A 17066-nucleotide genomic window follows, 5' to 3' on the forward strand; every position below is an offset into this window, starting at 1 on the left:
ATGCACGATATTCACGAGACGGTTCGCGAAGTAGTCCTGCGCCATACCGAGGCCGCCCTGGCCTTCCTCGACCTCGGCCCAATCGACACCCAGCTGCGCTTCGACCACCTCGGTGCCAGCAGCCTGGACATCATCACCATTGTCTCCGACGCCATGCGCGAGCTGCGCATCAAGGTACCGGTAGAACAGCTCAACTCGCTGTCGAGCATCGACGCGCTGATCGACGCCCTAAGCGGCGCTGTGGCCGCCCGCGCGAGCGCCTGAGCTATGGCCTGGTCGCTGGAGATTCACCACGTCGATGTGAAGAAGGCCGGCGACGCGACCCTACGGTTTCCCGCCAGGCTTTTGAAAACCACCACCCCATCCTCTGGATTGGGATCGTCAGCGGTTTGGGCGGCGAGGCTGATGGGTCATTCAAAATCAGCCGACTGGGTCAAAATCATATCAGCGTCAACAACTGGATGACTCCACTGATCCATGACGAATTTCTCATCTTCATAGAACAGACGAGCTCTTTGCACTCAACAAGTCCTGGCAACAGCAAAGACCCTTACAATTTCCTCATCGCAAACGACGTCATGAAATCTGCTTTCATGAAAATCAAAAGCAGTTTCTACCCCGCAGTTGGAAAAATGCCTTTTTACTTCCTGCATCTCCCGTGACTCAAGACCTCCATCATTTTCTTGTAATTTTTCCAAAAAAACCGACCGAGGCCGGTTTTGGATAAATAAATATATTAGGTATGAGGGTGCCTTGTTCCTCCAATCCCTCAAAGTCTGTAAAGGTCACGGCAAAAAACACACTTTCACTTCTTGATACTTCTAACAATCTTAAAGTATTCAAAAGAAATACAGCGAGCCCTGTTAGAAAGCTAGAAGCCCCGCTGCCGCTCAGCTCATCCTTCAAGAGCTTTAAGCGACTGTATCTTGATACAAGCGGAATTTCTTCAAAGCTTTCATAGTTCGCAAAGAATACATCCATGTCGTTATACGGTTCTTCGCTGATTATTTTACTGTAGATATCTGTAAGCTTCATTTTTAGGAGGGGCTCCATCCGTACTTGTTAAGTCATTAATTTATTTTCTTTTGCTCTGCTATAAAACTTTGAAAGCTTTTAATGAAGTGCGGACTTATATCAGGAGCGTAAGTACCGCTCACCCCGTCACCGCCTGATAAACAACCCGATGCGCCTCGGTGGGCAGTGGCACTTCCCACTTGAACAGCATGCGACGGATATCATCGTTGCGCAGCGAGGTGTCGCGCTGCTGGTTGCGCCGCATGATCTCGCCCTCGGGGCGCTCCAGGTAGAGAATTTCCACCTGCGCGCCGTAGCCGTAGAGCAAGTCCAGGGTGCGGTTGCGCATCTGCGCCGACAGGTGCGTCGAGTTCCACACAAAGGGTTTGTGCTCTCGCAGCAAGGCCTTGGCCCGGTCGATGGCGTAATGCGCAGCGGCGCCTTCATTCTGTCCATGGCGCAGGCCCAGGGCCTGGCGGGCGTCGTCGAACGACACCACCGGCAGCTCCGGGTGATGCTGTGCGGTCCAGGTGTCCTTGCCGCTTGCCGGCAGGCCCGAGAGCATCACCACCGACGAACCCTGCGGCGCGTGCAACGGGTAGTCGGGATGTACCCGGGCGCCACGCAGGTACTGAATGCGTGTGTAGTCGTCGGCAAAGGCCCGCGGGCCGTGCAGGCAGCCCTCCTCCTGCGCCAGTTCGCGCCACAGTTCGATGGCGTCCAGTACATCGGCCTTGCCGGCGTAGTTGCGGCCCTGCATATCGGCCTCGGCGACGGCACAGAGCATCCACAGCGGCAGTTCCCAGGACAGTTTGTGCAACAGGAACTCAGGGCTGCGGCCGCTGCGATCACCCTGCAGGGCGAAAAACGGCACTTGGTGCACGGCGATGATGCGGCAGATCTGCTCGCGCAGCTCGAACGGCACACCGGCGCGCCACAACAGCAGCCGCGCATCCACCGCCCCCCGGCGTGAATGACCGGGCTGGCCGATACGCCCGGTATCCTTGTCGATCACCGTGGTGTCGGGCTTGGCGATGTCGTGCAACAGGGCGGCGAAGAACAGCACAAAGCGCTGCTCGGCGCTGGCCTGCTGGTAGGCGGGTTGGGCCAGTAATGCTTCGACCACCAGGCGGGTATGAATCCATACATCGCCCTCGGCGTGGTAGATCGGGTCCTGCGGTGTGTCGGCCAGGCGCGCCAGGGCCGGAATGGCCGACAGGCAGGCGGCGGTGTCCATATCGCGCCCCGGCTCGGGGACCAGTTGGCGCAGTTGTTGAATATCCATTTCGAGATGCTCCTTCAGTAACCGTGGCGTGGGCCCTGCCAGTCCATGGACAGGCGCGGGGCATAGAGGTCGACGCCGGCGGCCAGTTGATTGGGGATAAAGGGTTGGCTGGCATGGTGCTGGTCGGCATCGAGGATGGCCTGGACGAAGTCCTGGCGTACCCACTTGAGCCGGCCGAGGGTCTGCTGCTCGTCCTCGAGCTTCAGGTACAGGCCCTCCATGCGGCTGGAGCGGTCGCACTGGCGCCAGGCACGGGCCAGGTCGAGGCCTTCGCGGTGCACCACCTGCTCGAACACCTGGCGCCAGTGCGCGGTCTTGGCCAGCGAATCGCCCACCAGCGCTAGCAGCTCGGCATGCCGGCGCGGTGCCGGGCCTTCGTACAGCACAGGCACCGACAGAACCGGCCCACCTTCTAGCAGGCGCCGGCGCGCCGCGGTGGAGAGGAACAGCCCTGTGGCGCGGTCCCACACATCGAACTCGCAGAAGTAATGTGGCAAGTGGTCGTAGAACACCGAGTGCTTCTTGTGCAGCCACTCGCCATACAGCACGAAGCGATCTTCCAGGCGTTCCAGCAACCAGTGCTCATGGGCCGAGGCCCACTGCTTGAACAGATTGAACTGGCGCTCGCGCCCACCGCCGGTGAGGTAGTGACCGCGAGATTGCAGGAGCAACTCGCCGCCTGCGCCAAAGCTGATGCCCGCGTTGGCACCATCGAGTTTTTCTTCCACCACCAGCCACTGTCCGGCCAGGGCGGCATAGCGCACCTGGCCAGTGTCAGTGTCGCCATCTTGCAGGCGCGAGCCTTGCAGGTGGGGCGTACGGGGGTATTTGAGCAGTTCCAGGTTGTGCGCGGTGGCACGAATATCCGTGTGCATGGGTTTGTCCTCGAAAAAAGAGAAAAACCAACGACAGGATCAGGCAGGCATGGCAATGAAGCGCCGCCGTGCTTAGGCACGGGCAGCCATCAGGCAGGATGGACCGTCGTCGGTATCAGGCGTGTTGGCTGGCGTAGGGCACTGGCTTCACCACTTGGAGAAAAGGTTGCAGAGGCTTTAGGGCGCGCATTCAACAGCAGATAGCGGCATCAGGTCAAGCCCCGAGAGGACAAAACCCCAGCGCCCCTGCTTGCGCGAAACACCCGAGCTTTTGTCATGAAAAAAACCGCCTGGGGCTCATAGGGTGCAGCCAGTCATAACCCGATAAGGAATCGATCATGAAACGTTCAAGCGTGCTGATGGCTGCAGTCATTGGCCTGGCACTTGCACCTTTGGCCCAGGCCTCGTCCATGGCTGACAGCGAAGAGAAAGCCCAGTTGCGCAAACTCTTCTGCGAGTCGAAGGGCGGCGCCGATATCACTGCGCTGGGTGAGTTGAAGAAGTCCGACGACGTCGGCGCCGTGGTGGTGTGCAAGCTCCCGCCCTCGCCCACCACCGTGGTGGAAAACCAGGCGGCATCGAGCCTTGCCGCGCTGCCATTGACGCCCGTCACGGCAACGCTTGCGCCACCGTCGGGGGTCTACAAGCTCGCCCCGGGAGCCAGCAGCGTCAACACTTCATGCTCGGCCAACCTGGCCATCGCCAAATGGGCGGGCTTTCCCAATACCAGCAACGGCAACGCCACCTTGAACTGTCGTGGATACAATGCCGGCGCAGCAGGCGGTACGCTGGGTTGCAAGATCGAATGGACCGGGCCGACCCAGGTCGCCATCGGGGTCACTCCTTACGGCGGCCAGGTCGCGGTGAACTTCAATTGCCAGGCCCTGTACTTCGGTTCCGTCGGCACGGTGATGGATTTCAGCTACGCCGACCCGACGTATCCGCGCATCCGCTATGGCTCGGTCCAGGCCACCAGCAGCATGACCATCACCCAGTGATGCCGGGCCAGCCTGGCTGAGCTTCGATCAAGCGCCGGCAGGGCCGCTCCCTGCCGGTCACCCTCCTCTGCTTCATTGCTTGCCGCGCATGCTGTTGCGCCATATGCGGTAGGTCCTGATGCCCGAACGCACCGAACCGAACAGCAACTGGCTGTCCATTTCCCGGGTCATCCCCGAACGTTCCAGCATCGCCAGGAAAGTACCGCGGGCACGGGCGATAGCGAAGTAGATGCCCTGGGCGGCCAGGGTCTCGCGGATTTCCCGCAGCACCGCGATGCCGCTGACATCGATATCGGTCACCGCCTCGGCATCGAACAGCACCACCTCGGGTTGGCTCTCGCGCTGCACGGTGTCCAGCAGGCGCATCTTGAAGTAGTCGGCGTTGAAGAACAGGATCGCGTCGTCGAAGCGATACACCACCAGGCCGGGCACAGTGCGGGCTTGCGGGTACTGGCGGATGTCCACCTGGCCTTCGATGCCCGGCATCCAGCCCAGCACCGCGTCGGTGGGTTGGTAGATGCTGTACAGCAGGCGCAGGATGGCCAGGGTCACGGCGAACATGATGCCCGGCAGCACGCCCAGCCCCAGCACACTGACGGTGGTCAGCAGGCACAGCCAGAACTCGAAGCGGCTGAGTCGGTAGATTTGCTTCAGGGACTTGACGTCGAGCAAGCCCCAGCCCGCCATCAACAGCACCGCGCCCAGGGCCGGCTGCGGAATCCACGCCATGGGCGCGGTGAAAAACAGCAGAATCAGCGCAATCGCCAGGGCGGCGATGATGCCCACCAGTTGGCTCTTGCCTCCGGCCATGTCATTGACCGCGGTACGCGAATCCGCACCGCTGATGGCAAAGCCCTGGGAGGCACCGGCGGCCAGGTTGCTCAGGCCCAGGGCGATGAATTCATGGTTGGCGTTGATCGCGTAGCCATGGCGCGCGGCGAAGCTGCGGGCAGTGAGCATGGCGCTGCAGAAACTCACGGTAGCGATGCCCAGCGCGTCGCGCAGCAGGCTCTTGCTTTCCTCCAGGGTGGTCTTGGGCCAGGACAACTCCGGCATCCCGGCCGGCACATGACCGAGGATCGCCACTCCGAGGCGGTCGAAGCCCAATAGCCCGGCCAGCAAGGTGAACAGCGCCACCGTCAGCAGCGCCGCAGGTACGCGCGGATAGCGTCGCGGCAGCCAGATCAAAAGGCCCAGGCTGGCCAGGCCGACGGCCAGGGTCAGGCCATGGATCTCCCCCAGGCGCTGGAGAAAGTCCGCCAGCCCCAGGATGAAGCCGTCGCCTTCGATCTTGAAGCCCACCACCTTGCCCATTTGCCCGGCGATCAGGCTCAGACCGATGCCGTTGAGGTAGCCGATGAGGATCGGCCGCGAGAAGAAGCTGGCGATAAAACCCGCCCGGGCGATCCCGGCGGCAATCAGCATCAGGCCCACCAGCACGGTGACGATCATCGACAACTCGACGGTACGCTGCAGGTCGCCCATGGCCAAAGGCGCCACGGCCCCGCCGAGCATGGCGCAAGTGGCGGCATCGGGGCCGACCATCAGTTGCCGCGAGCTGCCGATCAAGGCATAGACGATCATCGGCAGCACACAGGCGTAAAGCCCGTACTGCGGTGGCAGGCCGACAATCTGCGCATAGGCGATGGCGATCGGGATCTGGATAGCCGCCACGGACAAGCCGGCCCGCAGGTCGGCGCGCAACCATTCGCGGCGGTAGTGCAGCAAGTTGGACAGGCCAGATAGACAGCGGGATAACGACATGCCGGGTCCTTTCGAAATATTCCGTTTTATTCTTTGGCTGCGCGCTTGTTTGGCAAGGCGACGCGGGGCGTTATTCAAGCGAATCGGGCAACTTAGCGCCATGAGCTGGAGCAGCTTTTGCTTCGATTCACCCAGGTGCTTGGCCATGGGCAACCCGCTGAGGCGCAGGTGGTGGTGAGCTTGGGCCGCTATGGATGAACAACCCCTCCCATTCATGGGCCGCCAAGCCAGCTATAACGGCGAGTTGCCTTGATGACGCGCCACTTCCCGGTGCATGTCGTCGCGCTCGTAGCCGGGCAGCAAATGACCGTCGGTCACCTACCTTGAAACGTCTCGGTGTTCGCTCCATTGGTCGGAGAGTTTCTTGACTAGGATTAAACCGCGCTAAGACTTTAACCGAAATTGTTAGAGGTGATGCCCAAGTGGCTCTGGACAGAAGGTTAATCCGCAGGAGCCGGATTGACTCGTACGTTCGCTTTGACTGAGTGCCTATGAGGCCGATATGGAGATCATCTCTGTGGTGGATGTACCGCGATGGATGGACACGATTTCCCCTGACCCCGCGAGACGGACGACTGACGCCCGAACACGAGCCAGAGGAAGTCGTTTATGGCAATAACGCAAAACAACCGTTTGGTGCAGGTCGACAGTCCCCTCGGCGGCGATGTCCTGTTGCTGCAGAGCATGGAAGGCAACGAAGAGCTGGGGCGGTTGTTCCACTACGAATTGGACCTCACCTCCGAAAACCGAGCGATCACATTCGACCAGTTGCTGGGCAAGCCGATGGGCCTGACCCTGGAGCTGCACGATGGCAGCAAACGCTATTTCCACGGCATTGTCTGCAGCTGCCGGCAAGTGAACGGCCACGGTCAGTTCGCCGGCTACCGCGTCAGCCTACGGCCCTGGTTATGGCTGCTCACGCGCACTTCGGACTGCCGGATTTTCCAGAACAAAACGGTGCCGGAGATCATCAAGCAGGTGTTCCGCGACCTCGGTTTCTCCGATTTCGAAGACAGCCTGAGCGGCAACTACCGCGAGTGGGAGTATTGCGTGCAGTACCGTGAAACCAGCTTTGACTTCGTCAGCCGGTTGATGGAGCACGAAGGCATCTATTACTACTTTCGCCATGAGCAGGCGCGTCATGTACTGGTGTTTGCCGACGCCTATGGCGCCCACTCCACGGTGGTCGACTATGACTCGGTGCCCTTCTATCCGCCCGATCGGCAAATGCGCGAGCGCGACCATTTCTACGATTGGCAACTGGAGCGGGAAGTCCAACCCGGTTCTCTGGAGCTAAACGACTACGACTTCAAGCGCCCCCGCGCCAGACTGGAGGTGCGCTCCAGTGTGTCGCGCAGTCACAGCAACGGCGACCACCCGCTCTACGACTACCCCGGTGAATACGTTCAGAGCAACGACGGCGAGCACTACGCGCGTACCCGCATCGAAGCCATTCACAGCCAGTTCGAGCGCGTGCAGCTGCGCGGCCGCGCCCGCGGGCTGGGCTGCGGCCATTTGTTCAAGCTGACCGGCTACGAGCGCGAGGACCAGAACCGCGAATACCTGGTGGTGTTCGCACGCTATCAGATCCGCCAGGAACTCTATGAAAATGCGCAGCTGGACCTGTCCGAGCAGTTCACCAGCGAGCTGGACTGCATGGATGCCAGCCAGGCCTTCCGCCCTCTTCCCCTGACCCCCATGCCCATTGTTCGCGGGCCGCAGACCGCCGTGGTGGTCGGCCCCGATGGCGAGGAGATCTGGACCGACCAGTATGGCCGGGTCAAAGTGCATTTCTACTGGGACCGCCACGACCAGTCCAATGCCAATAGCTCCTGCTGGATGCGCGTGTCCCAGGCCTGGGCCGGCAAGAACTGGGGGGCGGTGCAGATCCCGCGAATCGGTCAGGAAGTGATCGTCAGTTTCATCGAAGGCAACCCGGATCGGCCGATCATCACTGGCCGCGTCTACAACGCCGAACAGACCGTGCCCTACACGCTACCGGCCAATGCCACTCAGAGCGGGGTGAAAAGCCGTTCGAGCAAGGACGGCTCACCGGCCAACTTCAATGAAATCCGCATGGAGGACAAGAAAGGTGCGGAGCAACTGTTTATCCATGCCGAGAAGAACCAGGACATCGAGGTCGAGAACGACGAGACCCACTGGGTCGGCCACGACCGCAGCAAGACCATCGATAACGACGAGACTGTGCATGTCAAACACGACCGCACCGAAACCGTCGATCACAACGAGACCATCACCATCGGCGTCAACCGCACCGAAAGCGTGGGCAACAACGAGGACATCAGCATTGGCGTCAACCGTACCGAAAGCGTCGGCAGTAACGAGACGATCAGCATAGGCCTCAACCGCACCATCAGCGTGGGCGCCAGCGAAACCGCGACCGTGGCCCTGCAACGCACCCATGTGGTAGGTATCAACGAGACGATCGCCATCGGCGCCGCGCAGGAAGTTGTCATCGGTGCCTTTCAAACGGTGAATGTAGGGGCCTACCAAAACGTCAACGTGGGCCTCTACCAGTCGACCAATGTGGGTACCAACCGCTCGGTGGACGTCGGAGCCAATCTTTCAACGACGGTAAAAGACAACGAATCGCGCCAGGTCGGCGCAGGACGCACGACCGATATCGGCAAGGACGATGAGCTGACGGTGGGCAAGAACCTTGTCATCGATGCCGGTGACTCGGTGACCATCATGACCGGCAAAGCCAGCATCGTCATGAAGAAGGACGGCACCATCAGCATCAGCGGCAAGGACATCACCATAGACGGCTCTGGCGCGATCAACATCAAGGCCAACAAGAACGTGGTGATCAAGGGACGCAAGATCCTGCAAAACTAGGAGTAACGCGTATGACGGTTCAATACTCACTGCCCACGCAGGCCCGCATCGATGGCGTAGTCGTCGGTGTACTGCTCGACCTGCCACAGGCCAGTGCGCCCTGGGTGACCTACCCCGGCTGCCCCGAGCAACAGAGCATCGCCGCCCGCAGCACCACCCTGCTCTCCCCTGAAGACATCGGCAGCCAAGTGGCGCTGATGTTCGAAGATGGCGACCCTTCCCGCCCGCTAGTGATCGGCCGCCTGCTGAGCCAGGCCATGGCACCCGAACCGGTTGCCAGCGTGCAACTGGACGACCAGCGCCTGGAACTGCGCGCCGAACGCGAGATCGTGCTGCGTTGCGGCAAGGCCAGCATCACCCTGACCCGCGCGGGCAAAGTGATCATCCAGGGCGCCTACCTGTCCAGTCGCTCCAGCGGGGTCAACCGCATCAAGGGTGGTTCGGTGCAGATCAACTAGACAGGTAGTCGCCTATGGAATTGCTCAACGCCAGCAAACTGCTTGCTGCCTATACCCAGGGCATGGAGCCCGATGGCCGCGAATCCCTGGTGGTGGTGGTCAAAGGCACGTTTAATCTGCCTCTGGACGGCCGCGCGGCGACCCTGGCCGAGACCCAGCAACCGCTGCTGATGGCCGATACCTTCCTCGGCGAACCCGGTCTCAGCGCCCCGCTGCAGGAAATGGACTTCGCACCGGTCAAGCCGTTCTGCGATGTGCTGGTGCGCGGCAAGGCCTATGCCCCAGGCGGGCGACCCGTGAGCCAGATGGCAGCGGGCATTCGCGTCGGTCAGATGAGCAAGGCCTTTTCCGTGCTCGGCCCCCGACAATGGCAATTGGGGCTACTGGGCGTTTCTCCCGGCTTGCCGCAGCCCTTCATCGAGCAGGACATCTCTTATGCCCAGGCCTTTGGCGGCAGCCATCCGATGGCGGAAGACTCCGAATTGCGTTACAGCTACCTGGACAATCCGACCGGTTGTGGCTGGTTTCCAAGCCGCATGGGCAGTGCTGCCATCGTCGGCATGCCGATGCCGAGCACCGAGGAATTGGGCAAGGCGATCGACAGTCCCTCTGGCGACTTCCGTCCTATGGCCCTTGGCCCCATCGGCCGCAGCTGGCCGCAACGTGCTCGCTTCGCTGGCACTTACGACGATGCCTGGCTGGCCGACCGCTTTCCGTTTCTGCCGGGAGATTTCGACCGTCGCTACTTTCAGGCGGCCCCTGACGATCAGCAGATTCCTTACCTGCGTGGCGGCGAGGATGTGTTGCTGCTCAACCTCACACGCCAGGAGCGCGCGGGCTTTCGCATCCCCGAAATGGACGTGCCGGTGACCTTCTTTCTGAAAAAAGGCGGTCACGAGACTGTGCAGGCGGTGATCGATACCCTGCTGATCGACACAGACGCGCTCCAGGTGCAACTGACCTGGCGTGTCTCTCGTGCACTACGACACAACATGTTCGAGATCGCTCAGGTGCTGGTCGGCACTATGTCCACAGGCTGGTGGCGCGCCCGCGAACTGGGCAAGGATTACTACCCGTCGCTCTCCTCCCTGGTAAAAGCCAGGCACGCCCCCGAGGAGACAGACTGATGACTGCACTTTGCATCATCGGTTCCGGCATGGTCAGCGCCGTTGGCCTCAGCGCACCCGCGAGCTGCGCGGCGATTCGCTGCGCTATCGATAACTTCCAGGAAACCCGCTTCATCGACTGCGGCGGCGAATGGCTGATCGCTGCCAGCGTGCCTCTGGAGCAGCCCTGGCGTGGGCGCAGCAAACTGATCAAGATGGCCGCCTGCGCCATCGCCGAGGCGCTGCAAAGCACCCCTAACGTCGACCCGGAAAAGACCCCGCTGCTGCTGGGGGTGGCGGAAGTCGAGCGCCCCGGCCGCCTCGACGGCCTCGATAAGGGGCTGCTGCACGCCATCGAAGCCGAACTGGGCCTGCGCTTTCATCCCAGTTCCAACGTCATCGCCTATGGACGGGTCAGCGCTGCCGTGGCCCTGCTTGATGCGCGTACGCTGATCTACCAGGGCGGCCATCGCCACGTGCTGATTGCCGGCGTCGACTCCTTCTTGAATGGACCGACGCTGGCCGCTTTCGAAGCACGCGATCGCCTGCTCACTAGCCAGAACTCCAACGGATTTATCCCCGGCGAAGGCGCCGCCGCCGTGGTGCTGGCCGCCCCCGTTGCCAGCGAAGAGCCGCAATTGGCCTGCCTCGGCCTGGGATTCGGCGTGGAGAAGGCCACCGTGGAGGCCGAAGGTACTCCCCTGCGTGCTGAAGGTCTGACTCAAGCCGTACGCGCTGCCCTGAGCGAGGTCGGCTGTGGGTTGGAGCAAATGGATTATCGGCTCACCGACATCTCCGGCGAGCAGTACTACTTCAAGGAAGCCTCCCTGGCCCTGAGCCGTACCCTGCGGGTGCGCAAGGAGTTCTTCCACCTCTGGCACCCGGCCGACTGCATTGGCGAAGTCGGCGCCGCCATCGGCCCGACGATGCTGGCCGTGGCCCTGGCCGCCAGCCGCAAGGGCTACGGTGACGGCCCGAATATCCTCTGCCACCTCGGCAACGACGCCGGCCAACGCGCCGCCGCCCTGCTCAGCTACCAGACCGTGAGGGCTGCCTGATGGCCAACGAGGTGTATGCCAACAATATGGAGATTTCCTGCAAGGCGGCCGATGGCAAGTCCGTCGCCTGCTTTCCGGATGTCTGCTTCACCCCGCCCGTGGCTCCGCCGACACCGATGGGGGTACCCATTCCCTACCCCAATACGGGTATGTCCAAGGACACCACCCGGGGCACACGAACGGTCAAGATCACCCGCAAAGAGGTGATGCTCAAGGACAAGAGTTACTTCAAGACAAGTTATGGGGATGAGGCTGGGAATGCGCCCAAGAAGGGGGTCATCACTAGCAAGATCAAGGGGAAGGTGTACTTCACTTCCTGGTCGATGAATGTGAAGTTCGAAGGTCAAAACGTAGTACGGCACCTTGACATGACGACGCATAACCATGCTTCACAGCCAGGTAATACCCCTCCCTGGCCTCACCTTTCCAAGATGTCGCCGAGCACCCAGGGAAAATGCAAAAGGGAGAAAAAAAGAGAAAGAAAATCCTGCCAGGAATACAAACCGTACGGTGAAAAGAATGTTTGTAAAGAGGCCGAGCTGAGCGGTGAAATGGTCAATGAAAGCGCTTGGGCCAGCAAAACAGCGACAAGAGCCAAAGCAAACAAATGCTTGTCGGCTCGCCGCTGTCAGTTAGTACCCTACCGCCCTAAGGACGAAGCAGGTATAGCCGGATGCTGTCCAGCACAAACACCTGACCATGTCATACCGAAAAGCTCATTTTCTGTAGGAGCGTTCAGTAACAACAAGCGCCAGCCCGGCTGGGAAGAGTATTCGAAAGATACGGCGCCTTGTATGTGCGTTGAGGGCTGGGGGAACACTCATGGGAGTCATGGTGTCCGACACAGCGAGCATAAAGCTCTGGGGGTTATCGCTGGGGTCAAGAAAGGCGATATGCGCGAATTCGGTAAAGAGGCCTCCATGGCGGCCCAAAGTACTCGTGGCGCGTTTCCCGAGTCAAACTGTAGCGAACGCTGCCTCACGGCACAGTTGGCCGACGGGCATAAAAAAATGCTACCGCCAAATACGCAGCCCCCTAAAGTAAAACATTCACCAAGCGGAAGAAGTAAGCCAGCGGTATTGAACCGTACTGCGAGAAGGCCCTCCCCTTGAGCCACCACCCAATAAACGGATATTCATATGGCTGACGAATGGCTGGAAGATTATTACTACGCTTATGTTGCCGCCGTAGACGCACAGAAATCTTTTTTCGCTTTTCGGGAAATCGGACTAGAAGCCCAGGACGTTTCGCACACTATTTTCCTGGAGTACAACTCTGGAAAGTGGCGAGAAGTTGGCGACGCGACTTGGGATACCGTTGCCATGACCACCGACCGGTCACAACAGATGCTGGCAATATCCGAAGAGGGTGAAATTGGGGAAGGCGATCTCGGCTCGACCCTCAGCTTGTCGCAAATGGATCCGCCACCGCTAATGCTCAGAGGGATAAGCTCGATAGGCGAATATACCTACTTGTGCGGAGTGTCCCGAGAAGTGTATGTACGCCATGGATCTTCTGCCTGGCAGCCTATACATGCCCCAAAGCCTACGAGTAAAGACAGTGTTTTTGGCTTCGAAGCACTGGGCGGTTTCTCCAATGATGAAATCTATGCCGCCGGCTGGAAGGGAGAAATATGGCTGCGGGAGCAAGGCAACTGGCGGCAAGTCGACAGTCCAACCAACTTTAAAATAACTGCATTGATATGCGCCTCTGATGGTTATTGTTATTTATGTGGCCGCCAAGGCACTTTGCTGCGTGGCAGAGCGGACACATGGGAAATTATCGATCTCGAAGAGTTCACCGATGATTTCTGGAGCATTGCTGAACACCAAGGAAAAATCTATTTAGCCACCTTGTTCGAAGTATACGTTCTCGATGAAAGTTCTTTGCGGCCAATCAACTGGAACATGCCAAAGCCCAATACTTGCTACTGTCTTTCCGCTAAAAACGGGGCGCTTTGGTCTGTTGGCCAAAAGGATATCTTGGTACATGACGGGCAGAGCTGGAGGAAACTTGCTTAACTCACTATTTCTCAAGACTTTGAAATGTACTCGAACTTGATTCCGCTGATTCTGGATCAACATGTCGAAGAAGCCAGCTTCCTCGCCGTCCTGCGGGACTATGCCCTGGGCGCACCGCACTACGACTTCGACCACCTCAGCCAACTCGACGAGCGCATCGACGCCCACCTTGACGGCCTTCGAGTCGCCGGCACCTGCGGCCTGGAAACCCTGTTGGCTCAACTTGGGCCACACGCCATTGGCGAGCTGTTCGCCAGTGTGGTGCTGGCCTTCGAGGCGGGTAACGCACAGGTGTTGTCACGGCTCAGCGAGCGTTTGCGAAGTGCCGTAGAAACGGAAAGCGGCTACCTGATGGCCTTGGGTTGGCTCGACTGGAAGTGGGTATCGCCCTGGGTTGATCGCCTGCTCGCCTCCCCCGACCCCCTGTTTCTGCGCCTCGGCCTGGCCGCCTGTGGCATGCACCGCCATGACCCCGGCGCTGCCCTGCTTACCGGACTTTCCCACGCCGACCCAAGCGTCCTGGCACGTGCCGCCCGCACTGCCGGCGAACTGCGCCGTCGTGACCTGATGCCGACAATTCGCACCCACCGGCAACACCAGGACACCGCCACGCGCTTTTGGGCCAATTGGGCCACCGCGCAGATGGGCGACGAGGAGGCGCTGGAGCCGCTGCGGCAGTTCGCCGAGCAACCGGGCCAGTTCCAGTACCGCGCGCTCTGTGTACTGCTGGCCTGGCAAAGGCGTGAGCACAGCATCGCCTGGATACGCCAGTTGATACAGAACCCCGAGCAACAGCGCGTCGGCATCCAGGCCGTTGGGCTGCTGGGCGACCCGGTCAGCGTGCCCTGGCTGATCCAGCAGATGAGCGACCTGCCTCATGCCCGCGTCGCCGGCGAGGCCTTCAGCCAGATTACTGGGGCAGACCTGGCGTTACTCGATCTGGAATTGCAGGACCTGCCGGATTTCGATGCAGGCCCGAACGACGACCCTGAGGATGCCAATGTCGCCATGGACCCCGATGAGAATCTACCCTGGCCCGACCCGCAGTTGATCGCAGCCTGGTGGCAGGCCCATGGAGGTGATTTCCAGGCGGGCGTGGGCTATGTGCTGGGGCTGGCGCAGCGCGAAAGCAGTTTTCAGCAAGCGCTTGTCCGGGGCCAGCAACGCCAGCGTATTGCCGCCGCCTACGGCATCGCCCGCTTCCGGCCGACCGAAGTGCTTTTTCCCACCAGCGCACCGGCCTGGCGGCAAAAGCGGTTGTTGTCCGGAGGATGAGCAGGCGATTCATTCGGGAGCTAACGCGCTCAACACGGACGACACCCTCATCCCGCTCAGAGATGAGGACATCCAATAGCCCCTGACAACGGATCACTGGACAACGCGACTCATCGAAATTCGAGAGCTCGCGTCCAGTCAGAGATAGCTTCTGCAAAGGCTCTATCGGTTCGCAATGAGTCAAGCTCACTGCTGCATAGGGCACTCTCTATGATTCGCTTCTTTTTTATCGCTCAAGACAACAGCTTTGCCTTCCTTCTTTTCCAGTAGGTACTGTTGCCCGGGCATATAGTTGTAGCCATCAATGATGGAGCTTTATGCTGCGCTTAAACTATCGCTTGTCCCTTGATCAAAGAATACAACAAGATCAGCAAGTGCATAAAGACAGTCGAGCCTGGCAGCTCGACTCCGATTGAGTTCAGTGCTCGCGTAAACCGGTCAAATGCTCTGAATAGAACAAATAAATAAAATTTTTCTTGCGAGGCCACAATTCAACTCTTATCACCTTGTTGCGCCTGATCAACTACCCAGTGAACGGCAGTCTCTGGGTAGAGCATTCTTTAAGAGCTTAAGCCGACTTACGTCTTGAGTTTCCCAAAGTAGTAACCCACTACCACCAATGCGATGTTGCTGAGGGCTAGAGGTATCTTGGCACCTAACAATGGCAACATGCATACCGTCGAAATAACAACAATGGCAAGAATCGCCGTCAAATTATCCTTTAGCTTTTCCAGGCTGAAGGAGCCTGAAGGCAGAAGCCATTTCAGTGCGCCCGCTACAAGAATAAGCGTGATAATTGGCAACAGCATTTGAATCGCCTGCGTTGCGATTGGAATCAAATCTTTCCAGACTGAAAGCAAAGTGGACTTTAGTTCCTGAGGGTCTATACCGTTTCCCGTGCCAAACACCCCTGCAACGGCAAGCAAGTACACCATGAAAAGCACAAGAATCAAGAAAAAAGGTATAGCCACTATCATTGAAACAATTCCAATGATCCTTAACAGAACATCATAAACATTCGGACTTTCACGCGCATCAATATTTGACATCCCTATCCCCTTTGTCAGTTATATAAGTTAGAAGTGCAATCTTTCTATACATAGGTAAGGCGTGGTGTTAATCGCACTTCGGTCCAGTGGCGCCGTTACAGTTGTCCTTGTCACCGACCGGATGAGACTCTATCGCCAACGCCATCATTTGGCCATATCCATGACCTCGGTTAATGCACCACCCCTCCTCCACAGCCAACCGCTCCAACAACAAACCCCACGCCGCAATGACTGCGGCAGCTGGAAGCTAGGTGCCCATAAACCAAATACGCTAGACTGCCGGCCTATTTTGTTCAGGCCCCCTCGTCATGCCCGCAGAGCATGTTCCCAAGCCCTATACGCTCCTGGCCATCGACGATGATCCGCAATCGTTGATCGTGCTGTCGAAAACCCTGACCGCCGAATATGAAGTGCTGCTGGCAAAGAACAGCGAACGTGGCCTGGCCCTGGCTCGCAGTGCCAGCCCCGATCTGATCATTCTCGACATCCTGATGCCGGAGATGGATGGCTTCCAGGTGCTCAGCGAGCTCAAGAGTCATCCGGCGACTGCAGCCATTCCGGTGATTTTCCTGACCTCGCGCAGCAGCGTCGAAGACGAACGCCTGGGGCTGCTGCTGGGCGCCGCCGATTACATCGCCAAGCCGATTTCGCCCCCTGTGGTACTGGCCCGCGTGGCAACGCAACTGGGCTACCGCAACAAACCCCTGCATGGCCTGCAAGCGGTGGCCGGACCTTGCGCCGGCAGCGACATGCGCGATGGTTTTGTCAGTGCGTTGACCCTGCAACTGGCCGGCAATCCGCAGATTCGCCTCCAGGCCCTGCTCGATACCCTGTCGATTCTGCTGCGCAGCAGCCCGAGCCGGCGCGACCCCGCGGCCTTGCGCAGCGCTGCCTGCCTGGCGCTGATGGGCCTCAATCAGCCGGGCAGCCGTATCGATCAGGCCCTGGGTCACAGCAGGCTGCTGATTGAAGAGATTCTCGCCCACGCCGAGCCGGAAGACCCGATCCTCAACCTTGCCTGGAAAATCACCCACGCCGATGCCTTGCTCAAGGGCCCTGGCGAGCTGGACACCTGCGAGCGGTTGTCCCTGTCGGCCCGTCTGTTCGCCCTGGCACTGAACTACCACCTGAGCCTGCTCCAGGCCAGCACCGAGGACCTCCACAGTCGGCATGCGCAAGCCATGGGCCAGATGTACCGCCAGCCCGGGTTCGAGCAGTGCGTCGCCGGCGACCCGGAGCCGCTGTCGGCGGCCTTGCTGAGTTCGTCACAGAGCTTTTTCGGCCGGTGAATGGATGGTGAGCCT

The 17066-nt window shown here is 59.6% G+C and carries 15 protein-coding genes; 10 read left to right on the top strand and 5 right to left on the bottom strand.

What is annotated here, in order from left to right:
• On the top strand, positions 1 to 264 hold the full coding sequence (locus tag BM382_RS31825; protein ID WP_072441839.1) for an acyl carrier protein: 264 nt from the start codon (positions 1 to 3) through the stop codon (positions 262 to 264).
• Between the two features lie 411 nt (positions 265 to 675).
• Here BM382_RS31825 and BM382_RS03460 read toward each other — a convergent pair whose 3' ends face one another.
• From BM382_RS03460 to BM382_RS03470, 3 genes are all read right to left on the bottom strand, one after another.
• Positions 676 to 1035 (bottom strand): Imm15 family immunity protein, encoded by a 360-nt coding sequence (locus tag BM382_RS03460; protein WP_239690384.1) that lies wholly within the window; start codon positions 1033 to 1035, stop codon positions 676 to 678.
• Between the two features lie 118 nt (positions 1036 to 1153).
• Complete coding sequence (locus BM382_RS03465; RefSeq protein WP_053151674.1) at positions 1154 to 2299, bottom strand: AAA family ATPase; 1146 nt, start codon at positions 2297 to 2299, stop codon at positions 1154 to 1156.
• A gap of 14 nt (positions 2300 to 2313) precedes the next feature.
• Complete coding sequence (locus tag BM382_RS03470; RefSeq protein WP_072441840.1) at positions 2314 to 3174, bottom strand: RNA ligase family protein; 861 nt, start codon at positions 3172 to 3174, stop codon at positions 2314 to 2316.
• 338 nt (positions 3175 to 3512) lie between these two features.
• Between BM382_RS03470 and BM382_RS03475 the strand changes: the two genes are divergently transcribed.
• A complete protein-coding gene (locus BM382_RS03475; RefSeq protein WP_011061294.1) occupies positions 3513 to 4172 on the top strand; it encodes a hypothetical protein in 660 nt (219 codons plus the stop codon).
• A 72-nt stretch (positions 4173 to 4244) separates the two neighbouring features.
• Here the strand turns inward: BM382_RS03475 and BM382_RS03480 are convergent, their stop codons facing one another.
• Positions 4245 to 5936, bottom strand: a complete 1692-nt coding sequence (locus BM382_RS03480; RefSeq protein WP_011061293.1) for a SulP family inorganic anion transporter — start codon at positions 5934 to 5936, stop codon at positions 4245 to 4247.
• A 609-nt stretch (positions 5937 to 6545) separates the two neighbouring features.
• On the opposite strand from BM382_RS03480, the gene tssI reads away from it, so the two are divergent.
• Genes tssI through BM382_RS03515 form a run of 7 tightly spaced genes read left to right on the top strand, consistent with a single transcriptional unit; the run spans position 6546 to position 14713 of the window.
• On the top strand, positions 6546 to 8795 hold the full coding sequence (tssI, locus tag BM382_RS03485) for a type VI secretion system Vgr family protein (protein ID WP_072441841.1): 2250 nt from the start codon (positions 6546 to 6548) through the stop codon (positions 8793 to 8795).
• Positions 8796 to 8806: 11 nt separating this feature from the next.
• Positions 8807 to 9253 (top strand): DUF6484 domain-containing protein, encoded by a 447-nt coding sequence (locus BM382_RS03490; protein ID WP_019095552.1) that lies wholly within the window; start codon positions 8807 to 8809, stop codon positions 9251 to 9253.
• Positions 9254 to 9267: 14 nt separating this feature from the next.
• Positions 9268 to 10380 carry a DUF2169 family type VI secretion system accessory protein gene (locus tag BM382_RS03495; RefSeq protein WP_011061290.1) on the top strand — a complete coding sequence of 371 codons (1113 nt, stop codon included), beginning with the start codon at positions 9268 to 9270 and terminating at the stop codon, positions 10378 to 10380.
• Positions 10377 to 11417, top strand: a complete 1041-nt coding sequence (locus tag BM382_RS03500; protein ID WP_092137439.1) for a 3-oxoacyl-ACP synthase — start codon at positions 10377 to 10379, stop codon at positions 11415 to 11417. The genes BM382_RS03495 and BM382_RS03500 overlap by 4 nt, the downstream gene beginning before the upstream one ends.
• Entirely contained in the window at positions 11417 to 12529 is a 1113-nt protein-coding gene (locus tag BM382_RS03505) for a PAAR-like domain-containing protein (protein ID WP_072441843.1), read from the top strand. The genes BM382_RS03500 and BM382_RS03505 overlap by 1 nt, the downstream gene beginning before the upstream one ends.
• A gap of 27 nt (positions 12530 to 12556) precedes the next feature.
• Positions 12557 to 13438, top strand: coding sequence for a hypothetical protein (locus tag BM382_RS03510; RefSeq protein ID WP_072441845.1), 882 nt, complete (start codon positions 12557 to 12559; stop codon positions 13436 to 13438).
• Positions 13439 to 13462: 24 nt separating this feature from the next.
• The gene (locus tag BM382_RS03515; protein WP_072441847.1) at positions 13463 to 14713 is read left to right on the top strand and encodes a TIGR02270 family protein; all 1251 of its coding nucleotides are present in this window, start codon (positions 13463 to 13465) and stop codon (positions 14711 to 14713) included.
• Between the two features lie 578 nt (positions 14714 to 15291).
• Here the strand turns inward: BM382_RS03515 and BM382_RS03520 are convergent.
• A complete protein-coding gene (locus BM382_RS03520) occupies positions 15292 to 15762 on the bottom strand; it encodes a hypothetical protein (protein WP_139187200.1) in 471 nt (156 codons plus the stop codon).
• Positions 15763 to 16070: 308 nt separating this feature from the next.
• On the opposite strand from BM382_RS03520, the gene BM382_RS03525 reads away from it, so the two are divergent.
• The gene (locus BM382_RS03525) at positions 16071 to 17051 is read left to right on the top strand and encodes a response regulator (protein WP_072441852.1); all 981 of its coding nucleotides are present in this window, start codon (positions 16071 to 16073) and stop codon (positions 17049 to 17051) included.
• Positions 17052 to 17066 lie beyond the last annotated feature (15 nt).

This window comes from Pseudomonas sp. NFPP25 (assembly GCF_900116505.1).
Classification (GTDB): domain Bacteria; phylum Pseudomonadota; class Gammaproteobacteria; order Pseudomonadales; family Pseudomonadaceae; genus Aquipseudomonas; species Aquipseudomonas protegens.

Bases quoted from the DNA above. Each gene is read 5' to 3' on its own strand.
- BM382_RS03495 (WP_011061290.1), top strand. From the start codon at position 9,268: ATGGAATTGCTCAACGCCAGCAAACTGCTTGCTGCCTATACCCAGGGC.
- BM382_RS03490 (WP_019095552.1), top strand. From the start codon at position 8,807: ATGACGGTTCAATACTCACTGCCCACGCAGGCCCGCATCGATGGCGTA.
- BM382_RS03515 (WP_072441847.1), top strand. From the start codon at position 13,463: ATGTACTCGAACTTGATTCCGCTGATTCTGGATCAACATGTCGAAGAA.
- BM382_RS03525 (WP_072441852.1), top strand. From the start codon at position 16,071: ATGCCCGCAGAGCATGTTCCCAAGCCCTATACGCTCCTGGCCATCGAC.
- BM382_RS03475 (WP_011061294.1), top strand. From the start codon at position 3,513: ATGAAACGTTCAAGCGTGCTGATGGCTGCAGTCATTGGCCTGGCACTT.
- BM382_RS31825 (WP_072441839.1), top strand. From the start codon at position 1: ATGCACGATATTCACGAGACGGTTCGCGAAGTAGTCCTGCGCCATACC.
- BM382_RS03520 (WP_139187200.1), bottom strand. From the start codon at position 15,762: ATGTCAAATATTGATGCGCGTGAAAGTCCGAATGTTTATGATGTTCTG.
- BM382_RS03460 (WP_239690384.1), bottom strand. From the start codon at position 1,035: ATGAAGCTTACAGATATCTACAGTAAAATAATCAGCGAAGAACCGTAT.
- BM382_RS03465 (WP_053151674.1), bottom strand. From the start codon at position 2,299: ATGGATATTCAACAACTGCGCCAACTGGTCCCCGAGCCGGGGCGCGAT.
- BM382_RS03510 (WP_072441845.1), top strand. From the start codon at position 12,557: ATGGCTGACGAATGGCTGGAAGATTATTACTACGCTTATGTTGCCGCC.
- tssI (WP_072441841.1), top strand. From the start codon at position 6,546: ATGGCAATAACGCAAAACAACCGTTTGGTGCAGGTCGACAGTCCCCTC.
- BM382_RS03480 (WP_011061293.1), bottom strand. From the start codon at position 5,936: ATGTCGTTATCCCGCTGTCTATCTGGCCTGTCCAACTTGCTGCACTAC.
- BM382_RS03505 (WP_072441843.1), top strand. From the start codon at position 11,417: ATGGCCAACGAGGTGTATGCCAACAATATGGAGATTTCCTGCAAGGCG.
- BM382_RS03470 (WP_072441840.1), bottom strand. From the start codon at position 3,174: ATGCACACGGATATTCGTGCCACCGCGCACAACCTGGAACTGCTCAAA.